Below are 14838 nucleotides of genomic sequence, written 5' to 3'. Positions count from 1 at the left end.
CAAACCCCAACATAGTGGTATGCATGGACATGGCGATGTTGGGGCTTGCACCCCAACCTACGGCGAGGGCGAATCCTTCGGCAAATCGCCAATCATCTGCATCGCCAGCCCGTCGTAGTTGTAATCGAAGTGGTGGTCGCCCGGCTTCACGTACACCTTCACCCAGGTTGGCAGCTTGGGGTCGTTGCACACCGTGTCGTCGCCATCGTCGCGTCCGTAATAACAGGCCAGCGGCGGCTTGTTCTGCAGCGACACGATGGGTGGCAGGGCCGGATAGTGCGGCACCGGATTGATCCACTGCTTGGCTTCCTGCAGGTGCGTCTTCAACCAGTTCTCGCGCACCATGATGTAGCCTTCCATTTCGATCTCGAAGTTCACGTCCTGGCTGGGCGAGAGCAGCACCATTTGCGTGATGCGCGCACGGTTCGCCGGGCTGAGCTTGTTGACGATGGTTGGCAGCACATCGGCGCCGAACGAGAAGCCGATCAGCCACACCTTCTGCTTGTGCCATTGCGTGGTGTATTGGCTGATCAGTGCATCGAGATCGCGAGCCGATTCCTCCGGCGAACGCATGCGCCAGTAGTAATCCAGACAGCTGATGCCGAGCACGGGCACGCCGTGCGCCTGCAGGCGCTTGCCAAGTTCCTGGTCCAGATCGCGCCAGCCGCCATCGCCGGAATAGAAGATGGCCACCACATCGTCATGGCCGGCCGGTGCTGGCGCCGTGGGCATCAGTTTGACGGTGGCATCTTCCAGGCTGGGATGCGGAAAAGGTTTCCAGATGGCCAGGGCCGCAATGGTCGCCAGCACGACAACCACCACCGCAATACGCAACTTCATCGACGCACGACTCCACTAAGGCCACCCGAGATTAGGCTGGCGACATTGGTGAGCACCACCGGCAACGCAATGCCGCCCGGGGCTGCCAGGTACCGCGGTTCCCATTCCGGATCAAACTTGTCCTTGTAGCGGTGCAGGCCCTGGAAATTATAGAAGCGCTCGCCGCGACCGAAGATGAGCGCGCCGAAGCGATTCCACAGCGGTGCCTGGCGGCGGCTCTGCAGGCCCGACAGCGGTGCCATGCCGAGGTTGAACCAGCGGTAGCCTTGCGCCTTGGACCATTGCATCAATTCCACGAACAGGTAATCCATCAGGCCCGGTGGCGCATCGGGCAGGTAGCGCATCAGGTCGACCGAGGCTTCTTCCATGCTTTCGGTGAGGAGCATGTTGGCGAAGGCCACCATCTTGTCGTTCTGCCACACGACCGCCATCGGCGTGCGCGAGAGATAGCGCTCGTCGAACGCGCCGAGGGAGAAGCCCTTCTCGCGTACGCGTTTTTCGCGCAGCCATGCGTCGGAGATCGGCTTAAGCTGCGGCAGCAGCGCGGGTACTTGCTCCTGCGGCACGATCTCCAAGCGCACGCCATCACGTGCGAGTTTGTTCACGGTATTGCGCAGCACCTTCTTCGATTTGCCGTCGAGATTGAACTGCTCCAATCGCACGCGTGCTTCTTCGCCGATCTTCAACAGGCTCATGCCGACTTCGAGATAGAGATCCAGGTCGTCCGGGTTTACTTGGTAGAACACTGGCCAGCCGCCGCCACGCTCGCAGCGTTCGCGGAAGGTCCAGACCAGTTCCTGCCGTGCACGATCGTTGCGGCCGACCGGATCACCCATTGCCACCCAACTGCGTCCTTCGATGCCGTACATGATGAAGGCCTGGCCATCCGGATCGAACAGCAGGCTCTTGTCTGACATCAGTGCGAGGTGCGCCTGGGCGGAATGGTAGTGCTTGATCAGCGGCATGGCCCGCGCCAGTTCCGCGTCGTCGGGCAGCGTGGGGCGCGAGCGCGCCGAGCGGATCAACGTGGTGAGAGCGAACAGAAACGCCACGCCGGTCGCGCCGACTAGCGCACGCAGCGCGCGTGGCGCATTGCCGTGGTAGAAGCTGAATTGCCACCACAGATCGTTGCGGTATTCCACGTGCTGGTAGCTGAAAAACACCAGCCACACGGTGCAGCCCAGCACCGTCGCGCAGGCGAGTAGCCAGCCGAACGAGAACGTGATGTCGAACAGGGATGCGCGCCGATAGAACAAACGATGCGCAGGTGCGAGTGCAATTGCCAGCAAAACCAGCAATCCCGCTTCTTCGTAGTCGATGCCCTTGAGCAGCGAGGCCACGGCACCGGCCAGTAGGAGTACCAAGGTCAACCAATACGCCGCATCGAGCCGGCGCTGCAGGCCACGCGCCAGAATCAACAGCGACATGCCGATCACGCTGTTGAGGAAATGCGAGATCTCCATCACCGGCAGCGGCAACAGATCGCTCAACAGTTCCAATCGGCCCGGCAGCACGGCGGTGGCGCCCGAGAACAGCAGCACTGCGCCGGATACCAGCGTGAGTCCGGCGAAGAAGGGCGGCAGGATGCCGTTGAACCATGGCGTAAGCAGCGCGGCTTGACGCAGCCCGCGTGCTTCGCGGATCACCACTGCCACGGTGGCCGCGCACAGCGGCAGCAAGTAGTAGACGCCGCGATAGGCAGCGAGCGCACCCAGAATCGGTGCGGATAACGCCTGGTTGCCGGTGGCGCCGAAGCCCGCCAGCATCACCGCTTCAAATACGCCCAGGCCACCGGGCACATGGCTGATCAAGCCGGCGATCTGCCCTAATGCGAAGATCGCCAGGAATGAGCCGAAATGCAGGGCCAGCGAATCCGGCATCAGCGCATACAACACGGCTGCGGCCAAGCCCCAATCAAGCGCGCCGACGAACACTTGTCGCAGTCCCACCGACAGCGGCGGCAAGCGCACTTCCCAACGCCACAGCTTGATAGGCCGGCGAAACAGCACGCCACCCGCCAGCCACAGCAAGGGAATCAGGCATAGCACGATGCCCAGCAGCAGGTGCCAATGGGCCAGCGGCAAACCCAGGGGAATCGGCACCAGCAACAGCGTCACGCCGGTGATCGCGCACAGGCCCAGCCAGAAGCTGATCGTGCAAAACAGCACCACTTTTGCCACGTCGAGCGTCGACAGGCCGGCCTGGATGTAGAAGCGATAACGGATCGAGCCGGACACCAGCATCGCCATGCCCAGCGTGTTGCTGAAGGCATAGCTGATGAAGGAGATCAGCGCTACGCGCGGTTTCGGCAACGAGCGGCCGATCGAATTCAGCGCGAACAAGTCATACAACGGCATCACCGCATAGCCGAGTGCCGTCAGCACGATGGCCTGGCCGATGCGTCCGCGGCGCAGGCGATGCATGTACTCGCCCACCTGGTGATAGCTCACCTCGCCCGCCAGCCGATACAGCGCCCACAGCGCCAGGCACAGCATCAGTACCGACAATACCGGGCCGGCGAATCGACGCAGCCACACCGGACCGGTGCGGTTCAGGGCGTCTTCTTGGCTAAGGACTTCGGCCCCGCCTTGCTGCTCCACGCTACTGCCTCTCGATTCCCCAGACGCCGATGGTGCCATACATGGCATGACAGGCAGTAACTTGCGGCCTGCCGTCGCGGACGTGTTGGCGACACGTTCCCATCAAAACAAAGGGCGCTCCGATGGGAGCGCCCCGGATACATCACGTCGGCGAGCCTCAGCTCTTCTTGACTTCGAAAGTCTTGCTCGAGACCTGCTTGCCATCCACCGAGATATCCACCTTGTATTTGCCTTCCGGCCACAGATCCGGGTTCTTCATGCTGAAGGTGGTGGTGCTCGGACTGTCGGCGATGATCGACTGGCTGGTGCTGACGATCATCTGGTCCTTGTCCAGATAGGTCCACTTGGCGTTGATCGTGGCGCCCGGCGTATTGCCGGTGGTGTCGACGCTTACGTAGATGGTCTTCTGGGTCGGCGAGAAGGTGGTCATGTCCTTCTTCACTTTGTGATCGGCGTTGACGGCGTCGCCCAGGGTGATGGTGCTTACTTGAAAGCCCTCGGCGGCGGCCGGTGCGGCAGCTGCGGTGCTTGCCGGAGCCGGCGCGGCCGGTGCAGGCGCGGTAGCCGAATGGGCCGGCGCGGCAGCCGTGGTGCTCGGCGCCGGATGCGCGGCGGTGCTGGCGGGGGCGGGTGCAGTGCTGGAGGCAGCCGGCTGGTTGGCGGACTGCTGCTCGTTCTTGCCGCAGGCGCTGAGGGCCAGCAGGCCAGCCAGTGTCACGCAGTAAAAGGCGGCGGAACGTGCGGAAAGTTTCATGTGCGGGATTCCGAAAATGATAAAAAACGTTACCGGTAAACCGGCGGTATCGGGGCAACTGTCAAGGCTAGCGCCAGCGATCTGAAGTGCCGATGACCGGGGGCACCGGGGCGCAGAGTCTACGTTATTGACGCACTCCGCGGACGTTGCCCGGCAGGGTCTTGTCCGTGCTGCGGAACGGGTTGATGTCCAGTCCGCCGCGGCGCGTGTAGCGTGCGTACACGCTGAGCCGCTCGGGTACGCAGTGCTTCATCAGGTCGATGAAGATGCGCTCCACGCATTGTTCATGGAACTCGTTGTGGGTGCGGAACGAAACCAGGTAGCGCAGCAGGCCTTCGCGGTCGATCGGCGTGCCGCGGTAGGCGATCTGCACGCTGCCCCAGTCGGGCTGTCCGGTGACGGGACAGTTGGAACGCAGCAGATCGGAAACGAGTATTTCTTCGACGATGCCGGCCTGCGCATCGGTGTGCAGATAATCGGGTCGGGGCGGGCCGTAGTGATCGATGGTCACTGGCAGGTTGTCGATCGACTCGCCTTCCAGATCGGCAAACGTGTGTTGCGCGACATGCGGCGGGCGAATCGTCACCGTCACCACCGCACCGGCTGCACGCGTGAGGTCCTGCTGCAACAGCGCGCTCAGTGCCGCGACATTCGCCAGCGGCTCCTGCGCGAAACCGTTGAGGTACAGCTTGAACGACTTGGATTCGATGATGTTCGGCGAATGCGCCGGCACGTGGAATTCCGCCACGCCCACCATCGGCTTGCCGTGCATGTCCAGCCAGGACAGCTCATAGGCATTCCAGATATCCACGCCGTGGAATGGCAGCGGCTCGCTCACGCCGATTTCGTCGCGCTTGGCCTGGCGAGGCATCGGGAACAGCAGGGAAGGGTCGTAGCGGTCGGCGTAGACGGTGTGCTTGCCGAGGGGGGAGTGTTCGGGGGTGGTCATGCGCACATTGTAATGCGTGCGGGTACAAGGTCAGGGGAGCCGTAGGTTGGGGTGCAAACCCCAACATGTCGCTATGGCAGGCATGTTGGGGTTGCACCCCAACCTACGTTGTCATTCTCTGCTTACCGCCCGATATGCGTCATGCCGGTGGGGGCGTAGCGTGCGCCGGCCACGGCCTCCGGCGGGAAGATGCGATCGATCGATTCCAGCTCTTCCTTGCTCAGCGCCACATCGAGTGCACCGATGTTTTCATCCAGACGCGAACGCCGGCGCGTACCCGGAATCGGCACGATGTCCTGTCCTTGCGCAAGCACCCAGGCCAAGGCGAGTTGTGCCGGTGTGCAGCCTTTCTCCGCAGCGAGCGTTTCCACCTGCTTCACCAGTTGCAGGTTGCGTGCGAAGTTTTCGCCCTGGAAGCGAGGGTTATTGCGGCGGAAATCGCCTTCCTCGAAATCGTCGGGCGTCGTGATCGCGCCGGTAAGAAAACCGCGGCCCAGCGGCGAATACGCCACCAGCGTGATGCCCAGCTTGCGGCAGGTTGCCAGCGTGTCGTTTTCTTCCACATCGCGTGTCCACAACGAGAGTTCGTTTTGCAGCGCAGTGATGGTGTGCACCTTGGCCGCACGCTCGATCGTTTGCGGCGCAGCTTCCGACAAGCCCAGGTACCGTACCTTGCCGGCCTTGACCAGCTCGGCCATGGCACCCACGGTTTCCTCGATCGGCACATTCGGATCCACGCGGTGCTGGTAATACAGGTCGACGTGATCCACGCCCAGACGTTTCAGGCTCGCGTCGCAGCTGGCGTGCACGTATTCCGGGCGGCCGTTGACATCACGGAAGCCCGGGTTCGACGGATCGCGCACGATGCCGAACTTGGTCGCCAGAAACACCTGCTCGCGGCGTCCCTTGATGGCTTTGCCGACTAGTTCCTCATTGGTGTGCGGACCATAGACGTTGGCGGTGTCCAGCAAGTTCATGCCACGGTCCAGCGCGTGATGGATGGTGGCGATGGATTCGGCGTCATCCGCTGCGCCATAGAACTCGCTCATACCCATGCAACCGAGGCCGATGGCGGAAACCTTGGGACCGTTCTTGCCGAGTGTACGTGTCTGCATGATGGTTATCTCGCGGTTGGGGGAGGGGGAACTCAAGCATCATCGGCCGATGCGGCTCCGTGATAAATGCTCAATAATGAGCTTCACTATTTCATGGGAATCAACAATCCATGGACCGCCTCGATGCCATGCGCCTGTTCAAGCGGATCGTCGAACTGGCGAGTTTTACCGCCGCAGCCGACGACCTGAATCTGCCGCGTGCCACCGTTACCCACACCATCAAACGGCTGGAAGCCCGCCTCGGCACGCAACTGCTGCAACGAACCACTCGGCGTGTACGCACCAGCCGCGATGGCGAAGCGTATTACCGCCATTGCGTGCGGCTGCTCGCCGATGTGGATGCGGTGGAAGCGGATTTTCGCCAGGCCGCGGTGCAACCGCGGGGACGATTGCGCGTGGATCTGCCGACGCAATTGGCGAGACTGTGGGTGATTCCGGCGCTGCCTGCCTTCTTCGCGCGCTATCCCTTGTTGGAATTGGATATCGGCACCGGCGATCACTTTGTGGATCTATTGCGCGAAGGTGTTGATTGCGTCTTGCGCGTCGGCAACTTGTCCGATTCCGGCCTGGTCGGGCGGCGTGTTGGTGCATTGGAGCAAGCCACCGTCGCCAGCGCCGATTACGTGCGCCGGCATGGCATGCCGCGCAACCTGGCGGATTTGCAGGACGGCCACTACGCGGTGAATTGGGCATCGCCCACCACGCATCGCGTGGAACCGCTGGAATTCATGGTGGGCCGCAAGCTGCGGGAAGTAAGCCTGCCTGGGCGCATCACCGTCAGTGGCGTGGAAGCCTATCGGGGTTGTTGCGAGGCAGGGTTGGGCATTGCGCAATTTCCGCGTTATCACCTGACGGATGCGCTGGCGAGCGGACAACTCAGGGACATTCTGCCTTCGACGCCACCGCCATCCTTGCCGATCACCGTGTTGTATCCGCCGCATCGGCAGATGCCGGCACGCTTGCGCGTGTTTGTGGATTGGCTGGTAGAGGTGATGGGTAAGCAGCTTTGATCGTTGCGTCGTAGGTTGGGGTGCAAACCCCAACATCGCCATGTCGGTCGAGAGCGTGATGTTGGGGTTTGCACCCCAACCTACGAAATCGCAAGCACCGCATGCACGACCAATTACCCGCGTGGCAACCCATGCCTCGGCACATCACTCCCCATCGTCTCCCGCGTTATCGGCGCTCCCATCGCCATCAGCGCTTCACGCTGCTCGGTAACAGGAATGCGCAGCACGCCATCTTCCAGCCGCGCCAGTTTCTGGAACGCCGGCAACGCTTGCATGCGTTGTACGAATGCGGCCGTGCGCGGCCACCGCGCTGCATCCACCGCATAACGCACGAACGACGCCGTGCGGAAATACCCGGCGATGCTGATATCGGCGATCGACAGCTGGCCAAAGATGAAGCCCTCGGCCGGCAATTGCGTTTCCAGATAATCGAGCGCCGCAGGAATTTCCACCTCGCGTGCCTGCCGGACGACGGCCTCGTCCGTGGGCTCGTGGAACACATGCTTGCGCACCGCCAGTTGATAGAACAGGCGCCAGATCAACACGTCCGCCAAGTACGTGTCGGCATACTCTTCCAACCAGCGCGCCTTGGCGCGGCGAGCGATATCGGCCGGATACAGCGATGGTTGCGGATGCTTGTCTTCCAGGTATTGGCAGATCACCGACGAGTCGTTGAGCACCAGCTCACCGTCAATCAACACGGGAATGCGCCGCAAGGGGCTGAACCGGCTGAAATCATCGTTGCCGATAAAGGGTGTGATCGGATCGATCTCGTAATCCAGCCCTTTCAGCTCCAGGCAGGCAAGCACTTTGCGAACGTACGGAGAAATGTAGTTGCCGATGACGGTGTAGTGCTGCGACATGCGTTTACCCCTCGTGCAACGGTGGCACCTGCGTGGGCGAGCCGTTGGAATCCAGCGCGATCATAACGAACCGACCCGTGGTGCAGACGCGGCGGTCGCCGGTGAGCGGATCTTCTGCCGTCATTTCTACTTCCACCGTCATCGAGCTGCGGCCGACGCTCACCAGTCGCGCTACCAGTTCGACCAATTGACCTTCGCGCACCGGCACGCGGAAGTTCACTTCCTCCGAGCGAGCGGTGACCACGATGCGCCGCGCATGGCGCGACGCGACGATGAAGGCGGCCTTGTCCATCCAGGCCAACGCCTGGCCGCCGAACAGGGTGCGCAGGTGATTGGTGTGATCGGGAAACACCATTTCCAGCAAACGGGCTTCCGGTAGCGTGGTCGTTGTCGAGTCGGTTTCGAGGGCAGTCGACATAAGCGGACTGTGTCATCAAGTGAGGGAAATGCCCTACACGATAATCTTGCCTGTTGCGTCGCACAACACCGCACCCCAGACCTTTGGCAGGGGTGTGCGACAGCAGGTGCCTATACGATGAAAAGTCATGCCCGGAGCCACTGGTTCCGCTTTTTCATGGGGAGCAAACATGCGTTCAATCTTCGGCACATCGCGTCTGCATGGCGCACTGATGTGTGGGCTACTGGCCCTGGGTTCCGCGGGCGGCGCGATCGCTGCGGACCGTACGCTTACCGCGCAGGATTATGCGCAGGCCGAGCGCTACATGCCGTACAACACCATGCCGTTGGTCGATCACATGGTGAGCACCGTGCATTGGCTGGACGGCACGCATTTCTGGTACGTCGACCACGACGCCAGCGGCGATCATTACCTGCGCATGGATGCCGCCACCGGCAAGGCGGAGTCACTGCTGGACCAGGCCAAGCTTGCCGCCGCACTGGACAAGGCCGGGAAGCATGACATCAAGGCGGACAAGCTGAGCATCAGCGATTACCGCGTCGCTGCCGATGGACGTGACGAGATCACGATCGGCGGCACGCATTATCTGTGCAATCTGAAAGCAGCCGGCGAATGCGTGGACAAGGCCACCGTCGTGAAAACCGGCAAAGAGCCCGGCGTGCTCTCGCCCGACCGCAAGCAGGAAGCCTTTATCCGCAACTGGAACTTGTGGGTGCGTGACGTCGCCACCGGCAAGGAAACCCAACTCACCACCGACGGCGTGGAAAACTTCGGTTACGCCACCGACAACGCCGGCTGGAAACATACCGACAACGCCATCCTCGAATGGTCGCCGGATTCCAAGCATATCGCGACCTTCCAGCAGGACCAGCGCAAAACCGGTGACATGTACCTGGTCGTCACCAAGCTGGGCCATCCGGAACTGCAGGCGTGGAAGTATCCGCTGGCAGGCGACAAAGACGTCACGATGATCGAGCGGGTGATCATCGACGTGCCCGCACACAAAGTCGTGCGCCTGAAGATGCCGCCGGATCAGCACCGTTCCAGCTTGTGCGACGACGTGAGCTGCGGCGAGGACGGCGGCTGGGACGACGTGAAGTGGGCGCCGGACAGCAAGACGCTCGCCTTCGTTTCCACGTCGCGTGACCACAAGCACGAGACCTTCCGTATCGCCGACGCGGCAAACGGCAACGTGCGCACCGTGTTCCATGAAGACGTCGCCACCTATTACGAAAGCGGCAACGGCGCGGTGAACTGGCGCTACCTGCCGGAGACGAACGAGGCGATCTGGTTCAGTGAGCGCAATAACTGGGGCAATCTGTATCTTTACGATCTCAATAACGGCCAGCCCAAGCGCGCCATCACCACTGGCGAGGGCAACGTCACTGAAGTGCTGAAGGTTGATGCGAAGACCCGCACCGTCTGGTTCCGTGGCGTGGGGCGCACACCCGGCGTCAATCCGTATTACCAGCAATTCTGGAAGGTAAGCCTGGATGGCGGCGAGCCGGTGCTGCTCACGCCGGAGCCTGCCGATCACACCATCACCCTGTCCGACGACGGCAAGTATTTCGTCGACAGCTATTCCACCACGTCGAAACCGACCGTCACCGTGCTGCGCGATGCCAATGATGGCCGCAGTGTTGCGACGGTGGCCACGGCCGACATCAAGCGCCTGCTGGCCACCGGCTGGCAGCCGCCGGAACAGATCGTAGTGAAGGCGCGCGACGGCAAGACGGATCTGTACGGGTTGATGTTCAAGCCCACGCATTTCGACCCGGCGAAGAAATATCCGATCGTCGATTACGTCTACCCCGGCCCGCAGACTGGCTCGGTGAGGACCTTTGGCTTTGCGCCCTCCGAATACGACAACCAGTCGCTGGCAGAACTCGGCTTTATCGTCGTAGCGATTGACGGCATGGGCACGCCGTGGCGCTCCAAGGCATTCCACGATGCGTGGTTCGGCAGCATGGGCGACAACACGTTGCCGGACCAGGTCACGGCCATCAAGCAACTTGCGCAGCGTTATCCGTGGATTGATCTCGATCGCGTCGGCATCTGGGGCCACTCCGGTGGTGGCAATACCACGGCGGATGCCATGTTCCGCTATCCCGATTTCTTCAAGGTGGGTTGGGCCGAAAGCGGCAACCATGACAACCGCGAGTACGAAGACGATTGGGGCGAAAAGTGGCAGGGCCTGCTGGTCACCAACAAGGACGGCACGACCAATTACGACAACCAGGCCAATCAGCTGCTCGCCAAGAACCTCAAGGGCAAGCTGATGCTGGTACACGGTTCGATCGACGACAACGTGCCGCCGTACAGCACCTTCCTGGTGGTGGATGCGCTGATCAAGGCGAACAAAGATTTCGACATGCTGATCCTGCCCAACATGCATCATGGCTATGCGGTCGACACGCCGTACGTCACGCGCCGCCGTTGGGATTACTTCGTGCAGAACCTCGCCGGTGACACGCCGCCGAAGGAATACGCGCTCAAGCCCTGGCCGTGGCGCTGATGTGATGAAGGTGAGCAGCAGCAAAGCACTGTGCCTGGTGCTGCTGCTCGCAAGCATTGCGCCTACGTCGGGGGCAGAGGCGCCATCGATTACCACGTCGTTCAACGAATTCTGGACTGCAGCGAAAGGCCAGCCTTTCCTGCAGCAGGAGCACGCGTGGAACCGCACCATCGAAGCGACACGTCGCGATATCTACGATTCGGTGGTATGGGAAAAACAGCAGGATCCCTATTGGCAGGCGCGCCGGCAGATTTGGTTGAAGGCGCGCTTTGCGAAATACCCGGCTCTGGCAGCGGATATTCCTGCCGAAGTGCACGCCGTGCAGGATGCCGTTGCCAAGCAATCGGTACGCTTCAAGATGTTATTCCCTGATGCCGACACGCATCCGCCGATCACCATCCTGCTTGCGCCAAACTTCGATGCCAAGAGCGGTGTTCTCTCCAGTGGCAAACCCGTGCTGGCATTCGCAGCCGATTCCCTGCTGCTGGAGCACGCTCAACTCGACATCGTGGTGCCGCACGAACTCTTTCACCTTTATCACGCGCAGCACGCAGGTATTCGCAACGACGGCGTGATGCCGGATGCGCCGCTGACCTTGCCGTTGTTCGAGGAAGGCTTGGCCACCTATGTGAGTGGCGAGCTTGCGCCGGGGCATACGGATGGCGAACTGTTGCTGGAGGATGAGCTTGGCGCCATTCCCGCAAATAAGCTGCCGGACATCGCCCGGCGCTTCCTCGCCGATGCGCGCAGCAAGGCGATCGATGCCGAACATCCGGAAATCTTCAAGCGCTGGTTCAATGCGGCGCCCAAGCCGTATCAGCAAGGTTTGCCCAATCGCAGCGGTTATTGGTTGGGCCTGCAAGTGATTCGCTACCTGCGTCGCACGTATACGCTGGCACAGATGGCTGCGTGGTCGCCGGCGCAAGCCGAAGCGCAGGTGATGGCGGCGTTGCAGCAGATCAGCGCGTAGATCGCCTTATATATTCCCAAAGTTTTTGGCGATTGAAGCATCGTTCGCAGCGAAGAAAGTCGATCTTGCCTCGACGTCATTCCGGCGAAGGCCGGAATCCATGCTTCGTATTGGCGATGGATTCCGGCCTTCGCCGGAATGACGACTCGCTCTGAAACAGAATTATCGCAAGCTACGTTCATGCACCGCGTGTCGCCACCACCGGTGGCACCGAGGCAGCGCGCAACGCAGGACCGAGCACGGCAAGCTGCCCGAGCAGCCACAGCGCCAAAGCGCCGACAGCGAGATAAAGCAGCGGCAATCGTGGTTGCTCGTAGTGCTGCATCAATAGCATGTTCAGACCATAAGCCAGCAAGGTGCCGAGCGTGACGCCAGCACCCACGATCAGGAAGTTCTCCAACTGGAAATAACGCAGGATATCCCGCCGCGTCGCGCCCACCGCACGACGAATGCCGATGGAACGCCTGCGCTGTTGCACCCAGAAACTGGCCAGTCCTGCAATGCCCAGCGCGGTGACGACCAGCAGGCCCAGCGCCGCCGCCATCAATAGAGCGATCATCGTGCGGCTGCGGTGAAAGAAATCCGCGCGCAACTGCTCGAAGGTCTGTGCATGCCGAAGGATGCGATTGTCATGCAAATGATCGAGCACCTCGGCGGCTTGCTTCAGTACACGTTCGCGGTCTTGCGGGGCGGTGCGCAGCACGTACGTCACGTCGTTGCCGTCGGGCAACATGGGAAACACAGTGGCATCGTCGCTATCGGCGCTCTCGTGCGCTTGCGGGCGCAGCAGGTGATCGATCACGCCGACGATGCGCACCGGTTTCTCGTCCGGATAGATGGCCTTGCCGAGCGGGTCCTGGCCTGGAAAAAGTTTGTCGGCCAAGGCACGCGTGACGATGGTGACAGGTACCTGGTCGATGCCGTTCCAGTCATGCGCACTGCCCAGCGGCACGTATTCGTTCGGTAGAAAATCGCGCCCTTCGACCAGGTGCAGGCCGAGAGTGGTGAGTTCTCCGGGTGTGCCGTTGAATGCAGTGGCCGTGGCGCGGGCGGGTCCGTCTTGCATCAGGGCGATACCATTGCTCCAGTCGTAATGATTGAAAGGCATCGCGTCCACCACGGCCACCGATGTCACGCCCGGGATGGCGCGCAAAGCTGTGAGGTCGGTGGCATGGCGAACCAGCGGTTGGGCGTTTTGATCCAGGTCGGTGCTCTCGATCATCACCAGTTCGTTTTCAGCCACGCCGCTGGGGTGGTGCAGTTGCTGCACGCGATCGACGATCATGAAGGCGACGTTGCACACGATGGCGCAAGTCAGGCTGACCTGCAGCATCAGCAGCAGCGCGGTGAGCTTGTGGCGGGTAAGACTGGCGACGATGGGTGGTAGTGGCATGGTTCGCCTCATTGGGTTTTGAGCTGCAGGGCAGGCGTAACGTTGCAGGCGCGCCAGGCCGGTACCAGGCCAGCGCATACGCCGGCGACAATCGCCAGCAGGAAAGTACCCAGCAGCATGGTGATATCCATCTGCGCCAGATGTGCATAGCCATCTGGACGCTGGCGCACGCTCCACAAGCCAAGCTCGGCGATACCTAAGCCGAGCGCGCCACCGGCAATTCCGATCGCACCGGCTTCGATGCCCAATTGCAAAAACACGTCGCGCCGCCGTGCGCCCAATGCACGCCGCACACTGATCTCGCCGCCGCGGCGCAGGAATTTGGCCAGCAGCAAGCCAACGATGTTGAGCATGCAGACGCCCAGAAAACCTAGTGCCAACCACAGCTGCAGGCGCAGGTCGCCAGGCACCACGTGCTGGTTGCTCAGCCAGTCCATCAGGCCGTAGAGCTGTGCATTCACCGGACGCGGAAAGCGGCCGTGTGCCTGCTGGTCGCGCCAATAGTCGGCAAGAAAATTCTGGTAGGCATGCGCCTTCCCGGCACTGTCCAGTTCAACCCAGAACTGCAACCAGCTGCAATCACCACTCGCGCGTCCGTCGCCGCCGTTGCCCCAGCACCACATGCGGCCGCTGATCTCGAAGTTCAGTTCCTGCGCTGTTTGCAATGGTATGAAAAATTGATCGGTGCTGCCGAAGGCGGCGTTGTCGATCTGCGCGTAGAAGGTGGGTTGCGGTTGCCAGTCGTCCAGTACGCCGATCACGCGGAAATCGGTGTTCTTCAAACGTACGTTGCGGCCGATGCTGGGCGTGTTGCCGAACAGCTTGCGATTCAAATCGGCATTGAGTACGACTACGCGTACATGGTTTTCATCATCCTGCGCACTCCATCCGGCACCGGTGCGAAACGGCGTGCCAAACATGGGAAAGAAATCAGCGGTGACATAGTGTCCCGACTCGAAAAAAGGCCGCAGCGATGCCTGCGCCGGCCGAACGGGCAGGGCACCTGCGGCCATTGCCGCCTGTCGATCCGCGCGGGCAGCGTGCAGCAGATACATCGCATCCGTCCAGGTCATGTTGCCGTCGACGATCGTGTTCTTGGGTTTGGTGTTGCTGACCGGATGCGGATCGATCACCGGCACATACAGTTGTGCGCTGCGTCCGGGTAGCGGATCGCCGGACATCACGTGCAGCACGGTGATCATGGTCATGCTGGCACCGATACCTAGGCCGATGGCCAGTATCATCAATGCAGTAAGCAAGCGGCTGCGCTTGAAGCTGTAGGCGGCAAGCAAAAGGTAGTAGCGGAACATGATGAACTTTCCTTGCATGAATGAGACGCACAAGCCCCTGACACCCGCCATGCGGGTGTTCGTTGATCTACGTGAGGAAACCTTGTTACCCGGCTATGCCG

The 14838-nt window shown here is 61.4% G+C and carries 12 protein-coding genes; 3 read left to right on the top strand and 9 right to left on the bottom strand.

What is annotated here, in order from left to right:
- Window positions 1-57 precede the first annotated feature (57 nt).
- The 5 genes from IEX75_RS07450 to IEX75_RS07430 all read right to left on the bottom strand — a co-directional run bounded on the left by IEX75_RS07450 (window position 58) and on the right by IEX75_RS07430 (window position 6258).
- Entirely contained in the window at window positions 58-840 is a 783-nt protein-coding gene (locus tag IEX75_RS07450; protein ID WP_188793591.1) for an AcvB/VirJ family lysyl-phosphatidylglycerol hydrolase, read from the bottom strand.
- Window positions 837-3440: a bifunctional lysylphosphatidylglycerol flippase/synthetase MprF gene (gene mprF / locus IEX75_RS07445; protein WP_229720688.1), complete on the bottom strand. Its 2604-nt coding sequence runs from the start codon at window positions 3438-3440 to the stop codon at window positions 837-839. The genes IEX75_RS07450 and mprF overlap by 4 nt, the downstream gene beginning before the upstream one ends.
- A gap of 157 nt (window positions 3441-3597) precedes the next feature.
- A complete protein-coding gene (locus IEX75_RS07440; RefSeq protein WP_188793589.1) occupies window positions 3598-4194 on the bottom strand; it encodes a hypothetical protein in 597 nt (198 codons plus the stop codon).
- A gap of 124 nt (window positions 4195-4318) precedes the next feature.
- Window positions 4319-5143, bottom strand: coding sequence for an NADPH-dependent 7-cyano-7-deazaguanine reductase QueF (gene queF / locus IEX75_RS07435; protein ID WP_188793588.1), 825 nt, complete (start codon window positions 5141-5143; stop codon window positions 4319-4321).
- Window positions 5144-5265: 122 nt separating this feature from the next.
- A complete protein-coding gene (locus IEX75_RS07430) occupies window positions 5266-6258 on the bottom strand; it encodes an aldo/keto reductase (protein WP_188793587.1) in 993 nt (330 codons plus the stop codon).
- Window positions 6259-6368: 110 nt separating this feature from the next.
- Between IEX75_RS07430 and IEX75_RS07425 the strand changes: the two genes are divergently transcribed.
- Complete coding sequence (locus tag IEX75_RS07425) at window positions 6369-7268, top strand: LysR family transcriptional regulator (protein WP_188793586.1); 900 nt, start codon at window positions 6369-6371, stop codon at window positions 7266-7268.
- 113 nt (window positions 7269-7381) lie between these two features.
- Here IEX75_RS07425 and IEX75_RS07420 read toward each other — a convergent pair whose 3' ends face one another.
- Both IEX75_RS07420 and IEX75_RS07415 read right to left on the bottom strand, forming a co-directional pair.
- Complete coding sequence (locus IEX75_RS07420) at window positions 7382-8131, bottom strand: glutathione S-transferase family protein (RefSeq protein WP_188793585.1); 750 nt, start codon at window positions 8129-8131, stop codon at window positions 7382-7384.
- A gap of 4 nt (window positions 8132-8135) precedes the next feature.
- Window positions 8136-8549: an acyl-CoA thioesterase gene (locus IEX75_RS07415; protein ID WP_188793584.1), complete on the bottom strand. Its 414-nt coding sequence runs from the start codon at window positions 8547-8549 to the stop codon at window positions 8136-8138.
- A 169-nt stretch (window positions 8550-8718) separates the two neighbouring features.
- Here IEX75_RS07415 and IEX75_RS07410 point away from each other — a divergent pair, with 169 nt between their 5' ends.
- Complete coding sequence (locus tag IEX75_RS07410; RefSeq protein ID WP_188793583.1) at window positions 8719-11064, top strand: S9 family peptidase; 2346 nt, start codon at window positions 8719-8721, stop codon at window positions 11062-11064.
- Window positions 11065-11074: 10 nt separating this feature from the next.
- Window positions 11075-12034 carry a DUF2268 domain-containing putative Zn-dependent protease gene (locus IEX75_RS07405; protein ID WP_188793582.1) on the top strand — a complete coding sequence of 320 codons (960 nt, stop codon included), beginning with the start codon at window positions 11075-11077 and terminating at the stop codon, window positions 12032-12034.
- A 178-nt stretch (window positions 12035-12212) separates the two neighbouring features.
- Here the strand turns inward: IEX75_RS07405 and IEX75_RS07400 are convergent, their stop codons facing one another.
- Both IEX75_RS07400 and IEX75_RS07395 read right to left on the bottom strand, forming a co-directional pair.
- Window positions 12213-13427, bottom strand: a complete 1215-nt coding sequence (locus IEX75_RS07400; RefSeq protein ID WP_188793581.1) for an ABC transporter permease — start codon at window positions 13425-13427, stop codon at window positions 12213-12215.
- An 8-nt stretch (window positions 13428-13435) separates the two neighbouring features.
- Window positions 13436-14737, bottom strand: a complete 1302-nt coding sequence (locus IEX75_RS07395) for an ABC transporter permease (RefSeq protein WP_188793580.1) — start codon at window positions 14735-14737, stop codon at window positions 13436-13438.
- Window positions 14738-14838: the final 101 nt, after the last annotated feature.

The organism is Dyella nitratireducens, assembly GCF_014642835.1.
GTDB classification, from domain to species: domain Bacteria; phylum Pseudomonadota; class Gammaproteobacteria; order Xanthomonadales; family Rhodanobacteraceae; genus Dyella_B; species Dyella_B nitratireducens.
Note: the sequence above shows the minus strand (reverse complement) of the source record. Positions and strands in the feature narration are given on the sequence as shown.